The sequence below is a fragment of the Microcoleus sp. MON2_D5 genome, assembly GCF_036701905.1.
Taxonomy (GTDB): Bacteria; Cyanobacteriota; Cyanobacteriia; order Cyanobacteriales; family Microcoleaceae; genus Microcoleus.
Genome location: NZ_JAUBRM010000089.1, coordinates 1 through 23648 on the forward strand (window position 1 = coordinate 1; position 23648 = coordinate 23648).

The following is a 23648-nucleotide window of genomic DNA, read 5'->3' on the forward strand; positions in this document are numbered from 1 at the left end:
CTCATCTTTTTTCACAGTTTTACTAGCTTTTTCATTTTCGCGCTTTTTTCATATATTTGCAAAAGTGAGATGCACCCCTGTTCGCGGCATACTGTGTTCGGGTTAAGAAAATACGGTATTCCTAATCTCAATGGAATACTAGGCCGAACCGGTACAGGATTATATTTCTCATCGGGAGATGCGTAATCTGACGAGGGTTGATAATCTTGAGCCTTCAAAAACTCATCTTTTGTGGCATACCCGCCGTTATCTATGTACTCAGAACTATTTCCAGCAACTAATACTTTACTTGGGCTTTCGTAAGTAGAGATAGGCGGATACAGGGGAGACATTAGTGACCCCTGTAATAAAGATATATCGCTAGAAATGTTGTCTAAAGAACCTGTGTTTGATGTAAGTTTTGCACTTGCGGGTTGTGTAAGAAGTGCTTGGTACAATAAAGTTGTCGAAATCAATACACTAACTCTTATGTAAAAGATATTTTCCATAAAATACCTGCGATTGTTTTTCAGATAACTCCTCAACTTCTATTATTGCCAAACTCTTCCGCCATCAAGAAAATCTCCGCTTTCTCGATTTTTTTTGTTAATCTGGTCAACTAGGTAGTCTAGTGTTAAGTTCCATGTAACAGCACGGATTCTAAAGTCTTCCCTTTGAGCGGTTAACACGTACCATTCTCTTGTAGTATAGTCTGCACAATTACAGAGTCCACTTACGCCACCAGCAGCAAAATAGTTGCTACATCCTGCTTCTCTAAAAGCCCCATTCTTGATCCAGTTAGCTCGATCGTTACTAATTTTTGCCTTGCGAACCGCAAAGCCTCTCTTACTAATTGACTCACCTTTGATAATTTTAGTTGTCTGGCCAGAGTCCGAAGAATGATTAACAGTCAGATTCGAGTTGGGCCAGAAGCTGTATGTTGTATCGGCTTGCCACCCACCTCTGTCGAATACATTCTCGTCCTTTTGCAAAATATTGTTGCGAAAAGTTTTCACTCGGGTATAGTCTTGTCTAACAACAGCAATCCAGGCATGACCCGCGTCATTAGGTGATGGAATCCCTGAATTTTCTGGTTTACGAGCCACAATCCATACTTCGTATTGAGATAGTGGGATCTTTTGCTCTGATGTTTGATCGACAGGACGAGGTGGCGCGCTACTCTTCCATCTTTGATTAGAACTGTTTGAATTGCAAGTCCACAACTGAACTTTTCCGGCATTGTTTCGTGTTGGAGTATCAACACACATACTTGTTCCTGCTCTTTTAATCAGGTTCCAGCCATCACCAACGTCCACTAAATTCCAATTTTGATCGGGATCGTTGGCATCACAAGGCCAAGTATTCATCTCTGCACCATTGTACACATGGTGTGCATTCAAACACATACCCGTCGAGCGGTTTCGTAAGAGGATACCGCCACGATTACCAGGAAAGCGCTCAAATTGTTGATCGCGATCGTTATCATTTCTCTGATAAATTGACATTCTAGGTTTTGTATCAAAAAGCCTAAATGTCATATTTGTGTTCAAAGCCACACCTTCTCTCACATAGAAGGTTTCAAAGGCTTGAGCTTTGCTGTTTGAAATTCCCATGCACGCTGCAAATGAAAATAACCCTATAATAATATTTTGAGTGCTTTTGAGATAATTCTTGATACTCATCCTACCGCTCCTTTGCTTGACAATCACAATCAGTCTTTTGCTTGTAGTCCGAGGATACTCAAGCAAAATAGCAACATAGCAATGAGAAGCGATCGCCCAAAACGTATAAGATAATTTAAAAGTGCGATCGCTTCTCGCAAAATAGTAAAGCTCTATCGCTTGCTGTTGATCAGCGGGATTGGATGTGCAGCCACTTCCTCCAGCAAACCAGCTTTTTCGCTCTTCCGTATCATAAACCGATCGCCCAAAACTGAAAAGAGAAAAAAGACGGAAAAAGACGGGTATTTATAAAATTTGGATGCAAGGCGGATAAAGACGGATAAAGACGGATAAAGTCGGCTATACTAACTATAGTTCTCCGACCACCCTACTGATGGACACTGCCCATATCTTGCAATTTGTAGACGAAGTGGTCTGCACTAGGACAGGCAAACATCTCAATGACTTGCAGCGCGGAATTATCGAGGGAATACTGAAGCGACAAAAGTATTCTGATATTGCAGGTACTTACGGTTGTACGGCGGGTCATGCTAAGGATGTAGGTTACGAGCTTTTGCAAATGTTATCTGATGTTTTCGGCGAACCAGTGGATAAACGTAATCTTAAATCTGTCCTAAAACGGCAATCCACTATAAAGATTGCTTTAAATAATAGTAATAATATTGATGGTAATAGCAACACCATTAACTATATAAATGGTTGCTCAGAACTACCCAATGCTACCCCAGATAAAAGTCTGTCTGAAACTCCTGACTTCGAGGACGGCGCTAATCAAGTTAAAATTGAAATGATTGGTAAATTACGAATGTTGGGATTGAAGGATGAGCAAATTGCAGAGGTGCTAGGGTTAGCCTTGGAAGTAGTGAAGCAGATGGATTTATAAATAGCTTTTAGTTGTTTAAAGCACACATCCTCAGTCAGGAGGTATAAGTTTTATGTTCGCAGTTGTCACGCCAGAAAAAATTTACTTACCACCAGGAACAGTTGTGAGATTGCCAGGTAGTTGGCAGGATTACCAAGCACTTGTAACACAATTGGGCGATCGTCAGATTCCGCGCATCAAATATCGACCAGGAGAGATTTTGTTAATGTCCCCTTTACCCGTACACGGAAAACAAGCTCATATTATTGCAATGGTGGCAATGGTTTTGCTAGATTACTTGGGGCGAGATTATGAAGCGTTTACACCAATTACGATGGATTTGCCGGAGGTAAGAGGAACTGAACCCGATTATTGTTTTTATATCGATAATTGTGCGGCAATTATTGGTAAGGATCGGATTGCTTGGGGTGTGGAACCACCACCGGATTTAGTAATAGAAATAGATGTAACTAGCTACACGGATGTAGATGATTATTTCCCCTATCAAGTGCCGGAAGTGTGGCTGTTTAAGAAAAATAAGCTCAGAATTTACGACTTGCAAAACGAGCGATATGTCGAAAGTTCAGTTAGCCGTTATTTTCTTAATTTTAATGTATCATAAATTGTGGAGGAATGCTGGCAAATGTCGCGAGATCGCCATACAAGTGCAATAATTCGAGAGTTGCGACGGAAAATTGAAAGGGAGAACTGTTGAATCATATCGTGTCCGGTGAATCGATCGTACTTCCTGTAGGGGCAGCTTCACCACCAACAATAATTGCCTAAAACCAACAATTCTCATAAACCTGCCCCCGCCCAACGATTACAAACAATTTTGATTGTGGTTAATCAAACAAACATGGTGTTCTGCCAAATCTTAATACTTTTGTCACTGCTGCCGCTAGCCAAAAACTCTCCTTCCGGGCTAAAATTAACAGAATATACCGAGTTAGTGTGACCCGCAATATTACAAATTTCTTGACCGTCTTTAACTCGCCAAATCTTGATAGTTTGATTGCTGCTGCTAGCCAGAATCTCGCCATCGGGACTAAAAGCAATAGAATCAACATACCAAGAATGTCCTGTGATAGTTAAAACTTCTTGCCAATCTTTGACACACCAAATTTTAATAGTATTATCGTGGCTGCCGCTAGCTAAAAACTCTCCATTTGGACTAAAAGCTATGCAGCGAACGGAGTCTGTATGACCTGTAAGTGTGCGGATTAGCTTCCCATCTTTAACTCGCCAAATTTTGACTGTTCTGTCCCAACTGCAGCTAGCAAGAGTTTCTCCATCAGGGCTAAAAGCAACAAAATAAACTAAATTGGTATGACCCGCAAGCGTGCGAATTTCTTGCCAGTCTTGGACTCGCCAAATCTTGATTGTTTTGTCCCAACTGCAGCTAGCAATAATTTCGCCATCGGGACTGAAAGCTGCGCCGTAAACAGAGTTAATGTGACCGATCAGGGTGCGGATTTCTTGCCCATCTTTCATCCGCCAAAGTTTGATAGTTTTGTCGTGACTGCTGCTGGCTAGCATCTGTCCGTCCGGGCTGAAAACTACTGTATAAACTGAGTTAGTATGACCTGTAAGAGTCACTATTTCTTGCCCGTCTTCAACTCGCCACAGCTTGATTGTTTTGTCATCGCTGCCACTGGCTACAACTTCTCCGTTGGGGCTGAAAGCAACAGAGTAAATTAAGTTTTTGTGACCCGTTAGAGTGTGAATACATTGCCAGTTATAAGTTTGCTGCTGGGGCTGGCTGGTAGTTGGGGCGGGTTTGACTAACTTGGAAATTGTTTGGGGAATTGCTAGGTCGATCGCAGATTGGGGATTAATTTCTTTTAATACTTCAACAGCCGTTTGATAGCGGCGGTTGGTAGCATTTGCAATCATTTTGTCTAAAATGTGACCGAGTTCTTCACTGACTGGGTTGTTGGCTAAATACTGTCGCCAAATCCAGGCATCTTCACCAGGATCGAACAGGTCAAAAGGCGAAACTTGAGTTAGCAAATACAGGCAGGTTACGCCTAAACTGTACAAATCGCTGGTAAAAAATGCTTTGCCTCTAGCTTGTTCAGGGGCGATGTATTCGGGGCTGCCGATGCTAGTTCCTGTTTTGAGTAAAGCCGTACCTGTGGCAATTTTTGCGACCCCAAAGTCCACTATAACTAATTGTTTATCAGCGGGGCGGATGATGTTTCCGGGTTTGATGTCTCGGTGAATAACGTTGTGGGAATGGATGAAGTGAAGGACGGGTAGTAAGCTATTGAGTAAGTCTTGAATTTGATTTTCTGTAAATGTGCCTTCTGTTTCTACAATTTGGGCTAAATTTTGCCCGTCGATAAATTCTTGGACTACATATTGTCGGCTGTCTTGGATGGAATAGGCTAATAGTTCGGGAATTTGAGGGTGTTTGCCCAATTCGTCTAATCGCATTGCTTCTTGTTCAAAAAGTTCGGCTGCTTTTTTGCTGTTGCGATTGCTTGCTGATGGGATGAGTTGCGTTTCTGCGGGTAAAAATTGTTTGATGACGCAGCGAGGTTTTGAGGGTTTGTCTTCGTCAACGGCGAGGAATGTTCTACCAAAACCGCCTTGTCCGATCGCCTTTATAGCCCGGTAGCGATCGCGCAGCAGCAGTTTTGAACGGCAGTTTCGGCAAATTTTGGCTGCGGGAGGGTTTTGTGGCTTGGAACAGTTGGGATTTAGGCAGTAACTCATTCGATTTGAGATTTTAAGTTTCTGATTTTAAATTTTATTTTTTGAATGTTTGCACCTGGCAATACATATTATACCTCTTCTCACACTTTATAAAATTTGGCGGTCGTTGCTGATTTAGGGTATGAAAGGCTAAATCAGCAAGTCATAGAAACCAGTATTCACCAAAATTCGCGATTTTCAAGTTATTTTTTTCATACCCTGATTAAGCAACGCCACAAAATACAAGTTTTTGCTAGCAACCGCTCAATTACTTATAGGCTAGTCCCCAACTTCCTTGTAAAGAAATAATTGAATCCTCTAAAATCAGTTTGGTATCCTGTGTTTTTTGAGAACTTTAGCGGGACTGACAAATGAAATGCCCTGAGAAGAAGAGGTACTAATCATGACAGCTTCAATGACAGGCTCATAAACCGTTTTTTCTGCAACCCACTCCACAATAAAGTTTGCACCTGAGCCTCCACTTGTATCATCTGCTGCAATGAAAAAGTCTGTGGAAGCAAGCGGCTTTAGTTCTACAGGACTCTTAATGTCCTGCCTAATCAATTTCCCCTCAGAATCGTAGTAACGCACGGAAGTAATAATAATCGGATTTGTCAGATCCGTATTGCGGATACTGAGGGTGGCTGACAAATTCATGACATTATCCAGGCTATTGTAGTGATAAATATGCGAGTAAATAGGGACATATACGGTTTGTCCCATCACAACTTTTGTTTTATCTAAGGTGACTGCTCTGAGTGAGGTTTCACGTTTTGTATCAGGTTGTTGCCTTTGTGAGGTAGTTTGGTCGGAACAAGAGGTAATAATGACGATCGCGGCGATCGCCCAACCAACCCAGAAATCCTGTTTCAGCTTCATCGGCATTCATCCAAATACACCATATGAATTGCAGTTACGTCTACAACAAAGCGAACCGTCTCCTGTAGACTAAAACCGTAGTTAATCTGTCAATTTCTATGAGGAAAGCAAGTTTATCCGTTAAATGACCCGTTGAAAACTCTATTTTTTAACGGGCCAAGCCACAGGCAAGCTGGTATGTGTCAACGATCGCAATGCTGTTCCCGAGTTTTAATAAATGTTGGGCTAACCCCAGCCGCATCATTCCGGCTCCATTAATTAATACTTACAGGATTTATTGTCACCTCAAAAACAAACATTATAGAACTACATACTACAAGCATTTCTCTTCCTTGAGGCGGCTTAGTGATAAGGTTTGAGCGGCAGTTCAACCTGGAACGTTGAGCCGAGGCCCACTGCACTCGTCACCTGTATTTGTCCGCTGTGTGCCTTGACAATTTGTTGGACGATCGCCAACCCCAGCCCAAAGCCTCCGCTGTCCTGCGATCGCTCGGTGTCTACTCGATAGAAGCGATCGAATATATAGGGTAAGTCCGCTTCTGGAATACCGATTCCCGTATCGATTATCTGAATAACTGCCAAATTGGAATGAAGAACTAGGCGTATCTTTACAGTTCCGCCAACGGGAGTATATTTACAGGCGTTGTAAAGCAAGTTTTCGACTACTTGCCGCAGCAAATCAGGGTCAGCCAATAATTCAATCAGTTGTTCCGGTGATTCGCAGGTCAGTTTGATATTTTGGGCTTCTGCAAGTGCCAGAAACTGGGTTGCTAAATTGCTCAGCAGCTCGTTGAGATTGATTAACCTGAGCGATTCCGGCGCAAGTCGCCCCTGATGACGAGCCAACAGCAGTAAATTATTCACGAGTGATCCCATTGATTTTGCGCTATCTACAATGTTTTCTAAGGGAGGATGGTAACGTGAATCATCAGCCGCGATGAGCAACCCAAGCTGGGCATTAGTGAGAATGGCAGAGAGGGGCGATCGCAACTCGTGAGAGGCATCGGCTGTAAAGCGCTGAAGCTGCTGATAGGCTTGGCGAATCGGTTGCATGGCCAGCCCACTGAGAAACCAACCTGTGAGGGCAATTAAGCCCAGTGTCAGCGGGACAGCGAGAGTTAGCACAATCTGAAGCTCAGTGAGCCTGTTTTGAGTTTCTGTCAGGGGAGTTGCAACCTGAAGATAACCGAGTACCCCAGTTCTACCTTCAACGGGTAATGTCACCTGACGCAGCCAGATTCCTTTTCCCAAAAGTGGATCGGTCGATCGAACTGTGAGATAACCAAAGGGCGTATTTAACTGCTCTGATGAAGGAGTCCCAAAAAAACGAACTAACCGCCCTGGCGCATTATACCAGCGTACATAAATCAGATCTTCTGCAAGGGGATGAGACCCACTGCCTAACAAGGGGACATGACTCAGATCGACCTGGCTCTCGTTGTTGCGAACTTCATAATGCACGCTGGCAGCCATGACTCTAGTTTTGTCATAGAGAAGTCGATCAAGCGCCTCTAGTTTATCTTTTACCTCAATCTGATAAATCACCCCAGCAAACAGCACGAGAATGCTTCCCATTGATAGGGTGAACCAACGAGCCAGATTGCGACGACTTTGATTAAACATGACTTGCCTTCACAATCATCACTTGAGAGGGGAAGTGAGGCGATAACCCATACCGTAAATGCTCTCAATCCAGTCTGCCGATCCTACAGCCTGCAAGCGTTGGCGGAGTTTGCGAACTAGAACAGTGATCGCATTGCTCTCTGGTTCAGTCCCCCATTCCCACACCGCTTGTTCAATCTGATTCCGAGTCAAAACCTGTCGAGGATGACGCATAAAATATTCCAACAACTGAAACTCGCGACTGGAGAGGGAAACGGTTGCACCTTGTCGCTCAACGATAAGAGTATCGAGGTGGAGGTGTAGATCCTCAAGGTTGAGCGTATCTCCTTGCCAAAGGGGCGATCGCCGTCTTAATGCCCGCACTCGTGCCATGAATTCCACCAAATCGATCGGTTTCACCAGGTAATCATCTGCACCTGCGTCTAACCCGGTCACTTTTTCCGGCGTGGTATCTCTTGCCGTGATCATCAAAATCGGCGCTGTTTTCCCTGCCGATCGATATTGACGACAGAGATTTACCCCACTGATATGTGGCAACATCCAGTCCAAAATCAACAAATCATATTCTTTTTCTGATAACAGCCACTGTGCCGTCTCTCCATCTTTTACCCCATCCACGCTATGTCCTGCTTGAGACAGCACTGTTTGAAGCGGCATCAGTTGCTTTGGGTCGTCCTCCACAAGTAAGATTCTCATATATTTCTTTAATTTGGTTGATAAACATCGATCGGCTGATAAAATTTATCTATTTTAAGCATGAATCTAAAAATGCCAACACTTGCTTTTTTTCTATTTGCGGCTCTAGGAGAAATCTCTGGGTGTTACGCTTTCTGGGCCTGGGTGAGACTTGAAAAGAGCATTTTGTGGCTTGTTCCAGGCATTTTAGCTTTAATCAGTTTTGCGCTTTCTCTAACTCAAGTTAATGCCTCAAACGCTGGAAGAGTATATGCTGCCTATGGAGGTATTTACATTCTTGCTTCTCTGGTTTGGTTATGGCTGATTGAAGGAGTTAAGCCAGATAAGTGGGACTTGCTTGGTGTTACAATTTCCCTGATTGGAACCGCTGTAATTTTGTTCAGCCCACATCGCTGAGCGGTGTTATTATCGAACTCAAACAGTTTACGCATCTGCTTTGGGTATGATTTCAGCAGAGCGGTAATTCCACTAAAGTCCAAATATAGCAATCCTAAATCATTTGTGAATTTCTTACTTCCTCCCCTTGGTAAGGGGAGGGTTGGGGTGGGAGAAAAAATTTATGTGGCAGGTTACTAAAAGTTGGCTAAAAGCATCAGGCGCAGAGTTTTGGTTGCCATTGCCGTTTGTGGCGAGCGCGTTTTGGGTTGGTTCGAGTTTCCTAATGGCTCAAGAATTACAACAACCCCAGATCACAGAGAATAAACTTCAGGCAGATACCCAGCTTAAAGCAACGGTGTCTGTCAATATATTGCTGATCAACGCGGTGATTAACCGAAAACAAGGAACAACCCAGGTTGCGGTAGAAACAGCAGAACCCATTTTGAAGCGATTGGAATTAGAATTGCCAATGACTGACGCAACCCAGATAGAGGCAACGATCGCGAAAGAACTCCAATTATCACGTCAAAATGTTCGCCAGTTAGTCCGTTACGAAATCGTTGAATAACTTTATTGTTTCAATATTGCGATCGCATCCAGTCAAATAAGGTTGGCAAATCCATAGGTTTCCTGGCTGCGATCGAGCAATTCCTCAAGCGGCAAAAAACGCCAAATACTCTTGCCTCTTGAGGATTAAGAACTACTGAGTGACGATTTCGTTATAGATGGAAATATTCGGTGCAGTTTGCCGAGCAATTTGTTCTGCCAATGCTTTTTGTTCTGCCGTTTGAACGCGCCCTGTTAACACAATCGAATTATCCCGATCGTCTGCGTCCAAATCGAATGGCTTGAGGGTGCGATCGGAGTCCAAGGCCTCTTCTACGCGATCGGCAATATCGTCAATGTCTTGATTCTGAGCCGTCTGTGCAGTCGTGGTTGCAGGCGCAGAAGCGGTTGGAGCAGTCGTATTTTCAGTGGCAGTTGTGGGAGCAGAAGTAGATGGAACAGTTGTCTGTGAATTATTTGACGGGTTGCAAGCACCTAAACCCAAAATTGCAACTGTGCTGACGCTGATTCCTTGCACAAATAGCTTTAATAATTGCATATTTTTTGTTTGTTTTGTTTATTGTGAAACGCAATTTTGCCGATAAACCTCAGCATGAAGTCTTTGAGCCTTTCAACCTAACAAATGAATGTACGATTGTTCATCCATCAAAAGTAATGGTTTTTACAACCTGAAAAAACACCAATAAATCAAATCCAGTGAAGTAACGTTTGCAAGTCCATAAGCTATCTCAATCGGTTCTCTGCCTAAGTATAGGAAGCAAATGTGATCCAAATGTGAGTAACAGAAATCAGTCCATCACTTTTGCCTCACATTCATCAATGACGCTAGAAACAAGACGAAACAACAGAGAAGCACTTGGCTTGACAAAAAACGTTATGACTGCAACGAATGTAGAAAAATTAGTAGAACACTCTTGGCATCACCTCTCTGTCGAGAAAGTGGCTCGGCTTTTAGAGACTGACCTGGAAATAGGTCTATCTTCCGATGTGGCAGCAGAACGGCGCGAGATCCTCGGTCCCAATCAACTAACGGCTCAGAAGCAGCAAAGTGTCTGGTTGCGATTTTTTCAGCAACTGAATCAGCCGCTAATCTACATTTTATTAGCCTCTGGCATAGTGACAGCATTTCTGAAAGAGTGGATTGATTCAGGGGTAATTTTTGGGGTTGCTCTCACGAATGCCACCATTGGTTTCGTTCAAGAATCAAAGGCAGAGAATGCGATCGCCGCTTTAGCAAAATCTGTTGCAACTGAGGCAACCATTCTCCGCCACGGTCAAAAGCAACTGGTTTCATCCAGTGAACTGGTTCCTGGCGATCTCGTCTTGCTGTCTTCTGGGGATAAAGTGTCTGCGGATCTGCGGCTGATCGAAGTCCGTGACTTACAGGTCGATGAGTCAGCGTTAACGGGAGAATCTGTCCCGGTTGAGAAGCAATCCCAGGCGCTAGAGGCAGACGCTGCACTGGCCGAGCGCACGAACATGGCGTATACCGGAAGCCTGGTAACGTTTGGACAGGGACGCGGACTCGTCGTCAGCATTGGTGACATGACCGAGACCGGACACATCTCCCAACTCATGCAGCAAAGTACGACACTGGAAACCCCACTGAGTCGCAAAATTGACAAATTTAGCACAACCTTGCTCTATGTAATTTTAGGCTTAGCTGCCTTCACCTTTGCTGCAGGCATTGCCCAGAAATTTTCTTGGGTTGAGGTGTTCAAGGCATCTGTGGCGCTTGCCGTCAGCGCAATTCCTGAAGGCTTACCCGCGATTTTAACGGTGACACTGGCGATCGGGGTTTCCCAAATGGCAAAGCAGCACGCCATTATTCGCAAACTTCCGGCAATTGAGACGCTGGGTAGCACCACCGTGATTTGTTCCGACAAAACCGGAACCTTGACTGAGAATCAAATGACGGTTCAAGAGATAGATGCAGGAGGAAAGCGTTATCGAGTTAGCGGTGGAGGATATGCACCAGACGGGAAAATTTCTGTAAATGGACACTCCGTTGACCTAGCGAACGCACCTGCCTTATATGAATGCCTGCAAGCAGGATTGTTGTGCAACGATTCTTATCTAGACGTGCAAGACGGGAACTGGACTGCGATCGGTAGTCCAACGGAAGGGGCGCTGGTTGCGGTAGCTCAAAAAGCCGGGTTAATTACTGAGAAACTGGAGGAAGCGCTTTCCCGGCTCGATACACTGCCGTTTGAATCTCAGTTTCAATACATGGCAACCTTACATGACGATCGTCCAGAACGGTTGATTTATGTCAAGGGTTCAATTGAGGCAATTCTCAAGCGGTGTCGCCAGATGCTCGATGAAGAGGGAGAGGCGAGATCCCTCAACAAAGCGCCGATCGAGCAAGCCGTGGACAGGATGGCGAAAAAAGGGCTACGAGTTCTAGCACTTGCCAAGAAAGTTGTACCCGGTTCTCAATCTTCAATTGAGCATTCTGATATTGAGCAAGGATTAACTTTTCTGGGTCTGCAAGGCATGATCGACCCGCCTCGCCCCGAAGCGATTCAAGCGATTCAAGCCTGCCGGTCTGCGGGAATTCAGGTCAAGATGATTACGGGCGACCATGCCAAAACAGCAGCAGCGATCGCCCACCAAATGGGACTAAATCAAACCCAAGAGGCTCCCGTTTTTACGGGTCAAGAACTCGCTCAAATGAATCAGCAGCAATTAGCCAATGCTGTCGAACAAAGCTGCGTGTTTGCTCGTGTAGCGCCAGAACAAAAGCTCCGCATTGTCGAAGCACTTCAGTCTAAGGGCGAGATTGTGGCGATGACTGGAGATGGAGTTAACGATGCTCCCGCCTTAAAGCAAGCTGACATTGGGGTAGCGATGGGCATCACGGGCACTGAAGTCACAAAAGAAGCCGCAGATATGATTCTGACGGATGACAACTTTGCTTCGATCGAGAAAGCAGTTAAGGAAGGGCGCACGGTTTATAAGAATCTGCTGCGGGCGATCGCCTTCATCCTGCCCGTGAATGGTGGAGAGTCCATGACCATCTTGATTGCCGTACTTTTGGCAACCCCACTACCCATTTTGCCAGTACAAATTCTCTGGCTGAATATGGTCAGTTCAGTTGCGTTGAGCTTACCGTTGGCATTTGAGCCGCCCTCTCCCGATGTCATGCAACATCCACCTCGACCGGCCAATGAACCGCTGCTGTCTCGCAGGCTGACGGCTCGGATTCTGACAGTTTCGGTATTTAACTGGATTGCGATCTTTGGGATGTTTGAATGGATCGTCCAAACCACAGGCAATGAAGCTCTAGCCCGGACGATGGCAATTCAAGCATTGGTGGCTGCCGAAGCTTTTTACCTGTTAAGTATCAGTCGCTTCGTTCCGGCGATCGTCGCCAAACTACGCGGTAAAGATGAATCAGTTGGCTATGCTGTGGCGATCGGCATTGCGGCTATTTTCATTCTCCAATTCCTGTTTAGCCAATGGGGCATGATGAATCAGTTATTCGACACTGAAGCTTTGAGCGCAATCCAAGGCTTAATTTGTATCGCCTTCGGACTGCCCATGATTGCTTTGTCAGCTTTACTAAAGCGTTTTGCACCTCTGAACTAAGTGTTTTTGGTGATGCAGTTATTCACAGCGGCTTTACACACTATTTACCAATTTTGTAGCGTTGAATATTAAATATTTCTCATGACTTCCCAAAATCTCAAACGTGCTAGCGGCCTATTTACTAATCATCGAAACGCAGAGCAGGCGTTAGTGGAGCTAAAAAGCAGGGGCTTCCCCATGCACAAGATTTCAGTGATTGCTAAACCTTCTGACAATGATGATTTGGACTCTCTGGGAGTGCAGCAAATTTTAATCACAAGAGCAGCAGGCGCACAAGTAGGCGCGATCTTAGGCAGCCTACGACTAGGTTCACTAGCCTTAATTGTTGGACTCAGCAGCCTGCTAATTCCCGGTATGGGTCCGGCATTAGCGGTGGAAAGTATTTTAGCAACTTTCTTTGGAAGTGGGATTGCTGCAACTGCTGGCGGTCTATATGGCGCACTTCAAGGATGGTTGGTGCCAGAAGAACAAGCAAGAATTTACAATAACAGATTTAACCAGGGAGATTATTTGATCGTCATGGAGGCAAGAGAAAATGAGATCGTGATTGCTGAACCTGTCCTTAAACGTTGGGAGATTATGACGTGGCGTGTCTATGATGCTACCTAAATTCAAGGTAAGAAAGGACAATTACCTTCGAGGAATTTAGTCCTGCAAATCAGAACGTCCAAAACCACTTAAAAATTTGACTATCGATGGCTTTGGGCGATCGCTCTCCTACTCCTTAGATATAAGATATGGAGCGACAACTTCCATTACCCGCCTTAGTGGCAACCGCGATCGGGTCGGCAATGCTTTTTCTTTGAGGAAAACGAGTTTATGAGAGGAGTATCGGTGATCGAGTCGATTGTAGCGCAACCACCTCCCTTGGGCAGCAATCCTGCTGCAAATAGCCAAACGGCAGGAGTTATTCCTGAATTAGTCATCATCTTGATCATTCTGCTGCTGATTGCAACTGTTGTTGCACTCGTAACCCAACGGTTGCGAATTCCCTATGTGACGGGCTTAGTGTTAGCAGGCTTGCCCATTACAGAGCTGTTGTCGCGTCGAATTGGTTTAGACCCATCTTTAGTATTAAATCTTTTTCTACCAATTCTGATTTTTGAAGCAGCTATCAATACGGATATCAGCCGTCTCCGCAGCACCTTTAAGCCGATCGCCCTGCTGGCGGGTCCCGGCTCTATCTTTTCCTCAGCAATTATCGCTGTTCTGGTTAAATTTGGGCTGGGGCTAGACTGGATTCCAGCGTTGCTGATCGGAGTCATTCTGGCAAACACTGATACAGTCTCGATGATTGCGGTTTTTAAAGAGATCCGTGTGCCTTCTCGATTGTCCACCATTGTTGAGGGAGAAACTCTGTTCAATGATGCGGCTGCTCTAATTTCATTTAATTTGGTTTTGGTCATTTATGCGACAGGCTCTCTCACCCCTATACAAGGCGTGAAGGAACTGCTCGTGGTTGCCTTAGGTGGGGCACTGGTCGGGGGTGTTTTAGGTTATTTGAGCGTGCCGATATTTGTTCGCTTAGACGATCGGTTGAGTAGCCTTTTGCTAACCGTCGCTCTCGCATTGGGAACCTTCCAAATCGGACAATTTTTAGGCGTATCGGGCGCGGTGGCGGTGGTCATCGCCGGACTTGTTTTTGGCAACCTTGGGCTGCCTCGCAGTTCGTCTGCCTCGGATCGGATTACCTTACTGAGTTTCTGGGAATACGCTGGTTTTGGCGTCAATACGTTTATTTTCCTGCTGATTGGAATTGAAATTAACCCGCTGACGCTGTGGAGAATTTTGCCATCCATTGTATTCGTCATTCTGGCCTATCAACTGGGACGGATTCTCTCGGTCTATTTGTTATTAGCGGCGCTGCGTTGGTTCGATCGTCCCATTCCGCTACGCTGGCAGCACGTTTTGGTTTTAGGAAATATTAAAGGGTCTCTATCAATGGCCTTAGCTGTTACGATTCCCTTGACCCTACCAGGACGGGATAACATCATTGCCCTGGTTTTCGGTGCAGTTTTATTCTCCTTGGTCGGACAGGGATTAAGTTTACCGTGGATGGTAAAACGACTAAAAATTAGCCGTGTTTCTGATGTCATGCAGGAAGCTGGGCAGTTACAGATTCAGTTGATCGCTTCCAAAGCGGCTCAAGATGAGCTAGATAGTTTGCTGAAATCTGGCGTGTTGCCGAAGGCAGTTTACGAAGAGTTATGGGCATCATATCAAGCACGAGTAGCACACTCTGAGCGAGTGCTGCGCGATCTCTACAATAAACATCGGGCAGGGCAAGTACAGGGCGATCGCAGCGGGCTAGATACGATTCGACGGCGATTGCTCCTAGCAGAAAAAGGAGCAGTTAGCGATGCCCTCCGCAAGCGAATTGTTCCAGAGGATCTGGTTGAGCCTTACATCAAAGATTTGGATGAGAAACTTCTAACGTTGGCAGATGACTAGCGCGAATGCCGAGATAATCAATCATCTGGTGAACTAGCTCTGGACGGGTGACGACCAAGATCGTAGAACCTGCTTCTAGAACAGTATTGCCGTTGGGAATCTCCAGATTGGCGCAGGCATGGCATTGATAACCAATAATCAGCGAACCTTTTGGAAAACGAGGATCTTGAGCAATTTGAGCAACGGTGCGACCTGCCACATTGCAATCGCCTGGAACTGGCAGCTTTAGCACCTCAACTTGTCCTTGTTCAAAGTGCATCATCGATTCGATTTGAGGGTATTCAATCGCATTTGCCATTGTTGCGACTGCCAAATCAATCGTGCTGATGATGTGACTGGCTCCGGCAAGTCGATAGGCTTCCATGAATTCGCGATCGCGCATTCGCACCACAATATGGGAAATGCCATAGCTTCTGGATAGGGTGATCAGCGCTAAATTCAGTGCATCGTCCCTGAGTGCAGCAACGACGGCGTTTGCTTGTTTAATTCCTGCTTCCAGAAGAACCGTTGTACTCACCGCACTGCCTTCAAATGCCATTACTCCGATTTTTTCACGAGCAAAGCGACAAGCAAGCGGGTCGGCATCGATGATTGCCACCGTATGACCGAGTTTTAATAACTGCTGGGCCAAACCCAGCCCCATCATTCCTGCTCCACCAATTAATACGTACATGACTATTGGTCACCCCAAAAAGGAACTTTACAGATCATCGCTATGAGCGATATTGTGTTGGGTTTCTATCAGTTTAATCCGCTTGTAGGGTGGCTTATACCGGGCTTACTTATTACCTGTTCCACAGTTAATTTAATCGGCTTTTGGGGTAGGCATGGCTAGCCCGCCCCTCAAGAAATGTTCCTCAGTTAGGTGCCTAGCGGGAACCCTACATAATCTTAGGCACTTTAAAAAACTCCCCATCGCGATCGGGGGCTCCCTCCAAAATACTTTCTCGCTTAGGAAAAGGTTGCAAATCGTCCGATCGCATCACATTACTAACATCGATCGCCCGCGTTGTCGGCTGTACCTTACTCGTATCCAGTTCGCTCAACTGCTCAAAATAATCCAAAATACCGTTAAGTTGACCAGTAAACTGCTCTTCTTCTTCCGGCGTTAATTCCAATCTCGCTAAATTCGCTACTTTGCGAACTTCTTCTCTGTCAATCATAAAAATCTGTAATTGGGAATTAGTGAGTAGTTTTGACTGGTGATCTGTAAGTTTTAAGTGAAAGAGTTTTCAATTCACCACTCAACACTTAAAACCCACAACTTTTTGTTTACCCAATCAGGCTTTTTGTAGCTAACAACTGAGGTTAAAAATACACATCAATTTGCGATCGACCTGTTGTCTTCAGCCAATTTTGCACCTCAATGTAATTGTTGGGGGCCAAGCGAATAGCCTCCTTCCAATAATCTGCCGCTTTATCAAACAGCCCTTCCGCCGCTTCTAGATTGCCAGCTTCCTTTTGTTTTTCCCCTTGATAGTGGTAAATCACAGCAATATTATTCAGCGCTTGTGGCATTCTCGGATTGAGCTCCAGAGCTTCGCTGTAATATTCCAAACCTTTATCGTGTTCGCCGTTGCTAGTATGGATCAGCGCGATATTGTACAAGACATAACTGCGATCGTAAGGATCTTCCTCCAGCTTCAGCGCTTCATGATAATTTTCCAGCGCTTCAGCATATTCGCCATCTGCTTGAGCTGACATACCATCCCGGTAATAAGCAAAAGCTTCCTTCGCCTGCTTTTTCGCCGGCATAATCTTCAGGATGATATCAGCCATCACCGTGAAGCTTTTGTCAATAAAGTTATCGTTGCGTTGAGTTCTTGGCATATGCGATTCTTTGGTTAGTGGCTAATCCGAAAAATTAGCCTGTAAAGTTTTCCTATTAATAATTGCGCCACTGTTTTAGTTGGCAGTTGTGTTGAGGGCGCTAAAAAGTCTAGTCGATCGCAAGTGCGAAGCTTAAAACACGCCCTTGGGTTTAACACCCGCGCAAGCTCTATCTATTTTATATAAGTCTTGCAAGACTTGCAAAAAAACCAGATTTCTTTAACCTCTCTCTCGCACTCTAAACAAAACTTACAAAAACCCGTGCAGAAAGGAAAATTTTTGCAGTAGGGTGCAGGGGCGATCCTCTTAGATGGCTTGCCTTCGGATCGATTCGCTAACGCCAATGGGCGATCGCGCACACCCTACTAACTGTAGCCATAATCCCCCTCGTCAACCCTCAGAGCAAACAAGCAAATAGCCTGCCGAGGATAAATTCCATCACAAAGTTTTATTAAGCTATCCGAGTTCAGCCCATACTTAAAAGTTATTCGGCAAAACACTAGCAATATTTTGCCCCAAAGTCAAGGGCAGCATCAAAAAAAATCAGAAACCCGATCGCCAAAACCAGCTCGAATTCCCGCAATATATAATAAAAATAACCGGGTAATTTTCACAGAGAGAAACCTATGGCTCCGAATCCCACCATTATGCAAGCCGTCGAACAACTTGGCTACCGCGTTACGGTTGGAGACGTGGCGGCAAAAGCTGGATTAGATATCAATTTTGCCCAGCGAGAACTGTTAACCCTCGCCTCCGAAGCAGGCGGCAACCTGCAAGTAGCAGAATCCGGCGACATTGCCTACCTATTTCCCAAGAACTTTCGAGATATTTTGCGAAACAAATTCTTGCGCTTGCAGTTGCAGGAATGGTGGCAAAAAATCTGGCGCATTTTATTTTATCTAATCCGGATATCTTTTGGCATAGTGCTGGTAGCTTCCATCCTCTTAATTTTTGTTGCTATCACTATTTTAATCTCCAGTTTACTCTCCAGCAGCGACAGCAATAACGGGGGAGGAGGAGACGGTGGCGGCGGGGGCGACAGCGGCGGCGGCTTTTCGTTTTTTCCCTACTTCTGGAACGACTTAAGCGGGATATTTTACTGGAACCACGACCAACGATACCACCAGCAGCGATCGCGCTTAACTGGCCAAAAACCCCAGATGAGTTTTCTAGAAGCAGTTTTCTCCTTTCTATTTGGAGACGGGAATCCCAATTACAATCTAGAAGAGCGCAAGTGGATCGATATTGCGACTGCAATTGGCAACAACCGAGGCGCCGTCGTCGCCGAACAAATTGCCCCATATCTAGACAATCTCGGACAGGGATACGCCCGAGAATACGAAGAATATATGTTACCGGCTCTAGCCCGTTTTGACGGCCGCCCCGAAGTCAGCCCCGAAGGGCAAATAATTTACCATTTTCCGCAATTGCAAACCACAGCCGTCCAGAAAAATCCTCAACCAGTAGCAGCTTATTTGCGAGAAATGCTGTGGCGTTTTAGCAACGCCAGCTCCGGCCAAATCATGCTTGCAGCAGGGTTAGGAGCCGTCAATCTTGTCGGTGCGTTAGTTTTGGGGAATCTATTAACTAATAATTTAATCGCAGGTGGATTTATCGGTTTCGTCAGCGCTGTTTATCCCATGATCCTGATTTACGGCGTCGGATTTCTTGCAATTCCTTTAATTCGCTACTTCTGGATTCAGTGGAAAAATAGCCGGATAGAAGCCCGCAATCAAGAGCGTCAGCAGCGAGCAATGTTATTAAACGAACCTGATAGCACCTTGCTCAAAAAACTCACCTACGCTCGGGAATTTGCAGCAGAAAACTTTCTGACTGGAGAAGACTTAGCTTATACAACAGAAACGGAATTAACCCAACAAGAACTAGAACAGTCAGCAAAAATAGATGCCGAATGGCAGCGGAGGATCGATCGCTCGGACAACTTGTAATACTAATGAAAAAAAACCCTTGTTTGTTGTTAAGTTAGGTTAAACTAAAATCTTGCACCATTTTCAAGAATAGGCAGGATGCGTGTTCGGCAATAAAACATCTTTGTTGGGGAACAGGCTTTTAGCTCGTTGCTAAGAATTGTGGAAAATGTCAATCCTTATTGATGCCATATTTTTTTGTAGTTCGAGTTTTTTTTAAATAACCTTAGGGCGTTTAAAAATCAAACAATTTTGGTCATACTTCGAGTCGTGATCGAGAGCCACGAGTTCCCATCCCTCCTCCCCCAAATGATTGACAAATAGATGCAGCGAGCCTTGTTTCCAATCTCGCTGTTCTTCACCGTTTACATATAAACTAATCAGCTTGTTTCCAAAAGGATACATATTCGCATCCACAAATAAATACTCCCACTTTTGCATAGCAATCCTTAATGTAGTTAGTCATGTAGTTAGTCCTCAGTCATTAGTCATTCCCAATTCCCAATACTTCGGCTACGCAGTTCTTGGTCTTCGACTACGCGCTTCCTGAGCGTAGTCGAAGGGCGGTACAAGTTCCCAATTAATTCGTTGTATTCAGGACACGGAAGTGACGGATACAGAAATAGCTGTTTTTCCCTTATTCTTTCCTCCTTTTTATTTTTCCTTCTTCCTTCTTCCTTGCCCATTCCCAGCAGTTACTGGACTGCAATTCTAGCCAAAGTAGTACCCCGGTAATAGTGCAACAAAATCTGCTGGTAGCCGTATCCCTGTCTGGCCAAATTGTAGGCACCCCACTGACTCATTCCTACAGCATGGCCGAAACCTTTGCCAGCAACTTGAAAACCGGTAGGAGCTTGGCCGCTGTTCCTTGGGTTCCCACCGCCCCCATACTGAGGAATCACGGTAAACCGCGTACTCCTCAAATTTAAAACCCGGCGTAAATCTGCGCCAGTCATGACCCTAGAACCGCCATCTCCAACTACTTTCATCCTCAAAACGCTGCCGTGAGCGGTAGTGCGTTCTGGCTTCATCGAGATCACATTGCCCACGCCAGAAATCTTACTGCTGATTTGAGCCCGAGAAAAATTTTCTTTCCATTGGTAAACCGGCGCCCCTTGGTCGAAATCAGGAACAGCACGCAGGTAAGGCAAGGGTTCCGTCCAAACATCCTCGACATTTTCAGTATGTCCCCCAGACGCAGAGTGGAAAGCGGCTAAAATTATCTGACCGTTGTAGGCCAGAACTTGACCAGCGGTTGCATCGACTGCGGAATAAGTGCCAGAAGATTCTGTTTGCAGTCCTTTGTAAACCTGCGAAGACTGAGTGCTGTCCACGTCGTAAAGGTCGGTTTCGCTTTTGAGGCGCTGGTGGATAGCGTAAGAACGGGCGGCGACTGCTTGGGCTTTCAAAGCCTCTTGAGGCCAATTGCCACTCATCTCGGCGCCGAGAACGCTGTAGAGATATTGTTCGATATCGACGTAGTTGACGGCCGTCAAGCCTCCTTTTTCGGGAACTAGAAGCGTGCGTCCCCGATACCAACGATCGCCAATCCAGACATAACCGTTCCCCGTCGGCTCGATCCAAACTTGGTTGGCGGCCCAGCGACCGATCGCCACTGTTCCCGATCGCAATTGAGCCGACTGAGAACTGTTTGCCGACAGTTCGCCCAAGTTGCGCCCGCTACCGTCGCGGATTGCAGCCTTAGTAGAACTGCCGACTTTTATCTGACTTGCCCCGTCTTGTACCGCTACTCGCAAGATCAGCGCGGCCTGGGCTGGGGCTACCATTACCAGCCAAAACAACAGCGAAATCCAAAAGTAGCGTTTTTTTAATGTCGAAAGAACGGAAGCAAAAAATACTCCTGACTGCATTTGAAAATTTTCCTTTTATGCTGTATGAGTTTGACAAGTTTTAAGGGGAAGCTGCGGTTCGGGAAAAAGGAAGAGGAACGAAAGAAAGAAAACGTTAGAATTGGGTTTGGCACTCTGTGCGCTGCTCGAAAATGATTTTAGCAACTAGATGTTCGCAGGAACAGCGATTTATCCCGGTTCCTGGCTGCGACTATTTCCTGTATGTCGGATTTGCCGCACTCTGGATATATGTAACATATTTTTTAAGACTTAATTGAGGTGATTTGACTCTTGCAGATTACATTTCTCGGAACTAGCTCCGGCGTCCCCACGCGATCGCGCAACGTTTCCAGCATCGCTCTCCGGTTGCCCCAGCGAGCGGAACTCTGGCTGTTTGACTGTGGCGAAGGAACTCAGCACCAGTTTCTCCGCAGCGACCTAAAAGTCAGCCAACTGAGCCGCATTTTCATCACTCACCTGCACGGCGACCACATTTTCGGCTTAATGGGTTTGCTAGCTAGCTGCGGTTTGGCGGGGAATGTCAAGCGCATCGATCTTTACGGGCCTCCGGGACTTGAAGAATATTTGCAAGCTGGCGTTCGCTATTCTCAAACTCATTTTTCTTACCCAGTTAAGGTACACAAAATTCACGAGGGAGTCATCTATGAAGATGACGAATATATTGTTAGCTGCGGCCCTTTGAAGCACCGAGTTACTGCTTTTGGTTATCGAGTAACTGAGAAAGACCGTCCGGGACATTTTGATGTAGAAAAAGCTAAGGCTGTGGGTATTCCTTCCGGGCCGCTTTACGGTCAATTAAAACAAGGAAAGACGGTAAAGTTAGAGGACGGGCGACAGTTTAAAGGTACTGATTTTTGCGGCCCGGATCAAATCGGGCGCAAGTTTGTGTATTGTACGGACACGGTTTTTTGTGACGGCGCGGTGGAATTGGCGAAGGATGCTGATTTGTTGGTGCATGAAGCGACTTTTGCTCATCAAGATGCTCAAATGGCTTTCGATCGCCTGCATTCAACTTCGACAATGGCGGCTCAAGTGGCTTCGATCGCTGGGGCGAAACAGCTAATTATGACGCATTTTAGCCCACGTTACGCTCCCGGAAATGCGATCGTCCTGGATGATTTGCTCAAGGAAGCGCAGGCTATTTTTCCGAATACGAAAATGGCCTATGACTTTTTGACTTACGAAGTGCCCAGGCCTGTTTAAAACTAGGGTTAATCTGACCTGAGATGTGACAGCATTTTCAATAATGGCGATCGGGGCGGGCAAGATGCCCACCCCACAAAAACATTAATCTCTTGTGGAACAGGCATCTTGCCTGTTGCTGAAACTTAGGCCATAAAAACATTAATCTGTTGTGGAACAGGCATCTTGCCTGTTACTGAAATTATTGCAGCAACAACATTTAGGACTTACGCACTGTCAGGGAATTCTGTCATCCTGAGCGTAGCCAAGGAGCTCTTAGAGCGTTCAGATGCCCACCACACAATAAAATTTTAAATATCACTGACATTGATAATAATACCAGTGTAAACTATATTAAACACAAATATTTATTAAATTTACCATGACATTTGAAATCGGACTATTAGGAAAGCTAGCACCAGCAATGGCTAAACTGGCAGAAATAGGATTCAAAGAAGCTATGAAAAAATTGAACCCTAGCGATTTTGAAAAAGCTTGTATTTGTGGCATCAAAGCTGCCGATAAAAATAAATTATTCTCTGCTTGCGAACAGGGTGTATTCGAAGATTTTCTTAAAAGTTTATTGATGGGTAAAGCACTTCCAGAACTCCTGAAACCTTTCAACGACCAAGAAAAGCCTCAAGTTGAGTTTTTAGTTGCAGCTTTTAATGCGACCGTCCCAGAACATAAGAAAATTCAAGGCAGATTCGATCCCGCCAGACTGCATGATTGGTTGGAGGTTTTTGCTGAAACCTATTTCCATAAAACAACGGGTTATTTAAGGTTTCAAGTTGCCAAAGCAGACGATTTGAAGCAACTGGCTAACTGGTTTGATGATGTTAAGTTTGCTGGCCTTGCAGTCGAAAATCAGGAAATCGAAAAATCCGAAAAATTGGCTCAGATTTTTGTAATGCCAGATGTTTGGGAAGAAGAAAAGGTAGATATTTATCGCTTGATCCAAGAAGAATTGGTAGAAGGCAAAAACCTGCAGCAACAGATGCACAGAGAAACTCGCTCTGGTAGAAAGTTTTTAGCATCACAATTATTGACTCAAAATTCATCAAATAAATTTGTGTTTCTGGGCGCTCCTGGTTCTGGAAAAACAACTTTACTGAGCTTTTTTGCGGTGATGTTGGCTCAGAATTATCCAGAAAAACTCGGCTGGGATTCTGGGATAGATTGCTTGCCGATTTTGATTAAGATTCGCGATTTTGCTAGGCTTTCAGATATCAATCTCCTCGACTATGCCCGCCAGTTTGCCGAGAAAACTATGTCCGTGAAACCGCTGCCAGAAGGCTTTTTTGAGTATTGGCTGGAAGACGGTAGGGCGATGATTTTGTTGGATGGATTGGATCAGGGTAAGCTCATCTAATTTGGTATAATATGAACTTGACAAAGTTAACAAAATAAGCATAAGAGACTGTGTAGA

General features: G+C 45.2%; 23 protein-coding genes. 10 read left to right on the plus strand and 13 right to left on the minus strand.

Annotated elements, in window-relative coordinates:
- Positions 1-11 precede the first annotated feature (11 nt).
- Positions 12-488: a hypothetical protein gene (locus QUA47_RS25025; protein ID WP_333432747.1), complete on the minus strand. Its 477-nt coding sequence runs from the start codon at positions 486-488 to the stop codon at positions 12-14.
- A gap of 42 nt (positions 489-530) precedes the next feature.
- Positions 531-1661 carry an RICIN domain-containing protein gene (locus tag QUA47_RS25030; protein WP_333432748.1) on the minus strand — a complete coding sequence of 377 codons (1131 nt, stop codon included), beginning with the start codon at positions 1659-1661 and terminating at the stop codon, positions 531-533.
- Positions 1662-2034: 373 nt separating this feature from the next.
- On the opposite strand from QUA47_RS25030, the gene QUA47_RS25035 reads away from it, so the two are divergent.
- Together QUA47_RS25035 and QUA47_RS25040 are read left to right on the plus strand one after the other, a co-directional pair.
- Positions 2035-2544 (plus strand): hypothetical protein, encoded by a 510-nt coding sequence (locus QUA47_RS25035; RefSeq protein WP_333432749.1) that lies wholly within the window; start codon positions 2035-2037, stop codon positions 2542-2544.
- Between the two features lie 52 nt (positions 2545-2596).
- On the plus strand, positions 2597-3145 hold the full coding sequence (locus QUA47_RS25040; RefSeq protein WP_333432750.1) for a Uma2 family endonuclease: 549 nt from the start codon (positions 2597-2599) through the stop codon (positions 3143-3145).
- Positions 3146-3372: 227 nt separating this feature from the next.
- Here the strand turns inward: QUA47_RS25040 and QUA47_RS25045 are convergent, their stop codons facing one another.
- The 4 genes from QUA47_RS25045 to rppA all read right to left on the minus strand — a co-directional run bounded on the left by QUA47_RS25045 (position 3373) and on the right by rppA (position 8421).
- On the minus strand, positions 3373-5244 hold the full coding sequence (locus QUA47_RS25045; RefSeq protein WP_333432751.1) for a serine/threonine-protein kinase: 1872 nt from the start codon (positions 5242-5244) through the stop codon (positions 3373-3375).
- Between the two features lie 303 nt (positions 5245-5547).
- Positions 5548-6102, minus strand: a complete 555-nt coding sequence (locus QUA47_RS25050; RefSeq protein WP_333432752.1) for a DUF3124 domain-containing protein — start codon at positions 6100-6102, stop codon at positions 5548-5550.
- A 342-nt stretch (positions 6103-6444) separates the two neighbouring features.
- On the minus strand, positions 6445-7725 hold the full coding sequence (locus QUA47_RS25055; RefSeq protein ID WP_333432753.1) for a HAMP domain-containing sensor histidine kinase: 1281 nt from the start codon (positions 7723-7725) through the stop codon (positions 6445-6447).
- Between the two features lie 18 nt (positions 7726-7743).
- Positions 7744-8421 (minus strand): two-component system response regulator RppA, encoded by a 678-nt coding sequence (gene rppA / locus QUA47_RS25060; RefSeq protein WP_333432754.1) that lies wholly within the window; start codon positions 8419-8421, stop codon positions 7744-7746.
- Between the two features lie 60 nt (positions 8422-8481).
- Between rppA and QUA47_RS25065 the strand changes: the two genes are divergently transcribed.
- On the plus strand, positions 8482-8817 hold the full coding sequence (locus QUA47_RS25065; RefSeq protein ID WP_333288882.1) for a YnfA family protein: 336 nt from the start codon (positions 8482-8484) through the stop codon (positions 8815-8817).
- 163 nt (positions 8818-8980) lie between these two features.
- On the plus strand, positions 8981-9367 hold the full coding sequence (locus QUA47_RS25070) for a hypothetical protein (protein WP_333432755.1): 387 nt from the start codon (positions 8981-8983) through the stop codon (positions 9365-9367).
- Positions 9368-9499: 132 nt separating this feature from the next.
- On the opposite strand, the gene QUA47_RS25075 is transcribed toward QUA47_RS25070, so the two are convergent.
- Positions 9500-9904 carry a BON domain-containing protein gene (locus QUA47_RS25075; protein WP_333432756.1) on the minus strand — a complete coding sequence of 135 codons (405 nt, stop codon included), beginning with the start codon at positions 9902-9904 and terminating at the stop codon, positions 9500-9502.
- Between the two features lie 338 nt (positions 9905-10242).
- Between QUA47_RS25075 and QUA47_RS25080 the strand changes: the two genes are divergently transcribed.
- The 3 genes from QUA47_RS25080 (at position 10243) to QUA47_RS25090 (ending at position 15408) form a co-directional block, all read left to right on the plus strand.
- Positions 10243-12957 carry a cation-transporting P-type ATPase gene (locus QUA47_RS25080; RefSeq protein ID WP_333432757.1) on the plus strand — a complete coding sequence of 905 codons (2715 nt, stop codon included), beginning with the start codon at positions 10243-10245 and terminating at the stop codon, positions 12955-12957.
- Positions 12958-13038: 81 nt separating this feature from the next.
- Positions 13039-13566: a hypothetical protein gene (locus tag QUA47_RS25085; RefSeq protein ID WP_333432758.1), complete on the plus strand. Its 528-nt coding sequence runs from the start codon at positions 13039-13041 to the stop codon at positions 13564-13566.
- A gap of 210 nt (positions 13567-13776) precedes the next feature.
- Complete coding sequence (locus tag QUA47_RS25090; protein ID WP_333432759.1) at positions 13777-15408, plus strand: sodium:proton antiporter; 1632 nt, start codon at positions 13777-13779, stop codon at positions 15406-15408.
- On the opposite strand, the gene QUA47_RS25095 is transcribed toward QUA47_RS25090, so the two are convergent.
- From QUA47_RS25095 to QUA47_RS25105, 3 genes are all read right to left on the minus strand, one after another.
- Positions 15365-16081 carry a potassium channel family protein gene (locus QUA47_RS25095; protein WP_190663713.1) on the minus strand — a complete coding sequence of 239 codons (717 nt, stop codon included), beginning with the start codon at positions 16079-16081 and terminating at the stop codon, positions 15365-15367. The genes QUA47_RS25090 and QUA47_RS25095 overlap by 44 nt on opposite strands.
- Positions 16082-16289: 208 nt before the next feature.
- Positions 16290-16571 (minus strand): Asp-tRNA(Asn)/Glu-tRNA(Gln) amidotransferase subunit GatC, encoded by a 282-nt coding sequence (gatC, locus tag QUA47_RS25100; protein WP_190663714.1) that lies wholly within the window; start codon positions 16569-16571, stop codon positions 16290-16292.
- A gap of 145 nt (positions 16572-16716) precedes the next feature.
- The gene (locus tag QUA47_RS25105) at positions 16717-17238 is read right to left on the minus strand and encodes a photosystem I assembly protein Ycf3 (RefSeq protein ID WP_006635951.1); all 522 of its coding nucleotides are present in this window, start codon (positions 17236-17238) and stop codon (positions 16717-16719) included.
- A gap of 626 nt (positions 17239-17864) precedes the next feature.
- Between QUA47_RS25105 and QUA47_RS25110 the strand changes: the two genes are divergently transcribed.
- Complete coding sequence (locus QUA47_RS25110) at positions 17865-19187, plus strand: hypothetical protein (RefSeq protein WP_333432760.1); 1323 nt, start codon at positions 17865-17867, stop codon at positions 19185-19187.
- A 195-nt stretch (positions 19188-19382) separates the two neighbouring features.
- On the opposite strand, the gene QUA47_RS25115 is transcribed toward QUA47_RS25110, so the two are convergent.
- The 3 genes from QUA47_RS25115 to QUA47_RS25125 are packed head-to-tail and all read right to left on the minus strand — an operon-like array spanning position 19383 to position 21037.
- The gene (locus tag QUA47_RS25115) at positions 19383-19607 is read right to left on the minus strand and encodes a hypothetical protein (protein WP_006635949.1); all 225 of its coding nucleotides are present in this window, start codon (positions 19605-19607) and stop codon (positions 19383-19385) included.
- Between the two features lie 47 nt (positions 19608-19654).
- Positions 19655-19852: a hypothetical protein gene (locus QUA47_RS25120; protein ID WP_333432761.1), complete on the minus strand. Its 198-nt coding sequence runs from the start codon at positions 19850-19852 to the stop codon at positions 19655-19657.
- 9 nt (positions 19853-19861) lie between these two features.
- The gene (locus QUA47_RS25125) at positions 19862-21037 is read right to left on the minus strand and encodes a SpoIID/LytB domain-containing protein (protein ID WP_333407792.1); all 1176 of its coding nucleotides are present in this window, start codon (positions 21035-21037) and stop codon (positions 19862-19864) included.
- Positions 21038-21307: 270 nt separating this feature from the next.
- Here QUA47_RS25125 and QUA47_RS25130 point away from each other — a divergent pair, with 270 nt between their 5' ends.
- Both QUA47_RS25130 and QUA47_RS25135 read left to right on the plus strand, forming a co-directional pair.
- Positions 21308-22240, plus strand: coding sequence for a ribonuclease Z (locus tag QUA47_RS25130; protein WP_333407794.1), 933 nt, complete (start codon positions 21308-21310; stop codon positions 22238-22240).
- Positions 22241-22601: 361 nt separating this feature from the next.
- The gene (locus QUA47_RS25135; protein ID WP_333432762.1) at positions 22602-23591 is read left to right on the plus strand and encodes a hypothetical protein; all 990 of its coding nucleotides are present in this window, start codon (positions 22602-22604) and stop codon (positions 23589-23591) included.
- Positions 23592-23648 lie beyond the last annotated feature (57 nt).

What these genes read in the sequence shown, in the direction of transcription:
- QUA47_RS25035 (WP_333432749.1), top strand. Translation starts at nt 2,035, where the DNA reads ATGGACACTGCCCATATCTTGCAATTTGTAGACGAAGTGGTCTGCACT.
- QUA47_RS25030 (WP_333432748.1), bottom strand. Translation starts at nt 1,661, where the DNA reads ATGAGTATCAAGAATTATCTCAAAAGCACTCAAAATATTATTATAGGG.
- gatC (WP_190663714.1), bottom strand. Translation starts at nt 16,571, where the DNA reads ATGATTGACAGAGAAGAAGTTCGCAAAGTAGCGAATTTAGCGAGATTG.
- QUA47_RS25075 (WP_333432756.1), bottom strand. Translation starts at nt 9,904, where the DNA reads ATGCAATTATTAAAGCTATTTGTGCAAGGAATCAGCGTCAGCACAGTT.
- rppA (WP_333432754.1), bottom strand. Translation starts at nt 8,421, where the DNA reads ATGAGAATCTTACTTGTGGAGGACGACCCAAAGCAACTGATGCCGCTT.
- QUA47_RS25040 (WP_333432750.1), top strand. Translation starts at nt 2,597, where the DNA reads ATGTTCGCAGTTGTCACGCCAGAAAAAATTTACTTACCACCAGGAACA.
- QUA47_RS25085 (WP_333432758.1), top strand. Translation starts at nt 13,039, where the DNA reads ATGACTTCCCAAAATCTCAAACGTGCTAGCGGCCTATTTACTAATCAT.
- QUA47_RS25050 (WP_333432752.1), bottom strand. Translation starts at nt 6,102, where the DNA reads ATGAAGCTGAAACAGGATTTCTGGGTTGGTTGGGCGATCGCCGCGATC.
- QUA47_RS25090 (WP_333432759.1), top strand. Translation starts at nt 13,777, where the DNA reads ATGAGAGGAGTATCGGTGATCGAGTCGATTGTAGCGCAACCACCTCCC.
- QUA47_RS25080 (WP_333432757.1), top strand. Translation starts at nt 10,243, where the DNA reads ATGACTGCAACGAATGTAGAAAAATTAGTAGAACACTCTTGGCATCAC.
- QUA47_RS25110 (WP_333432760.1), top strand. Translation starts at nt 17,865, where the DNA reads ATGGCTCCGAATCCCACCATTATGCAAGCCGTCGAACAACTTGGCTAC.
- QUA47_RS25125 (WP_333407792.1), bottom strand. Translation starts at nt 21,037, where the DNA reads ATGCAGTCAGGAGTATTTTTTGCTTCCGTTCTTTCGACATTAAAAAAA.
- QUA47_RS25025 (WP_333432747.1), bottom strand. Translation starts at nt 488, where the DNA reads ATGGAAAATATCTTTTACATAAGAGTTAGTGTATTGATTTCGACAACT.
- QUA47_RS25135 (WP_333432762.1), top strand. Translation starts at nt 22,602, where the DNA reads ATGACATTTGAAATCGGACTATTAGGAAAGCTAGCACCAGCAATGGCT.
- QUA47_RS25065 (WP_333288882.1), top strand. Translation starts at nt 8,482, where the DNA reads ATGAATCTAAAAATGCCAACACTTGCTTTTTTTCTATTTGCGGCTCTA.
- QUA47_RS25055 (WP_333432753.1), bottom strand. Translation starts at nt 7,725, where the DNA reads ATGTTTAATCAAAGTCGTCGCAATCTGGCTCGTTGGTTCACCCTATCA.
- QUA47_RS25095 (WP_190663713.1), bottom strand. Translation starts at nt 16,081, where the DNA reads ATGTACGTATTAATTGGTGGAGCAGGAATGATGGGGCTGGGTTTGGCC.
- QUA47_RS25045 (WP_333432751.1), bottom strand. Translation starts at nt 5,244, where the DNA reads ATGAGTTACTGCCTAAATCCCAACTGTTCCAAGCCACAAAACCCTCCC.
- QUA47_RS25070 (WP_333432755.1), top strand. Translation starts at nt 8,981, where the DNA reads ATGTGGCAGGTTACTAAAAGTTGGCTAAAAGCATCAGGCGCAGAGTTT.
- QUA47_RS25105 (WP_006635951.1), bottom strand. Translation starts at nt 17,238, where the DNA reads ATGCCAAGAACTCAACGCAACGATAACTTTATTGACAAAAGCTTCACG.
- QUA47_RS25120 (WP_333432761.1), bottom strand. Translation starts at nt 19,852, where the DNA reads ATGGGCAAGGAAGAAGGAAGAAGGAAAAATAAAAAGGAGGAAAGAATA.
- QUA47_RS25115 (WP_006635949.1), bottom strand. Translation starts at nt 19,607, where the DNA reads ATGCAAAAGTGGGAGTATTTATTTGTGGATGCGAATATGTATCCTTTT.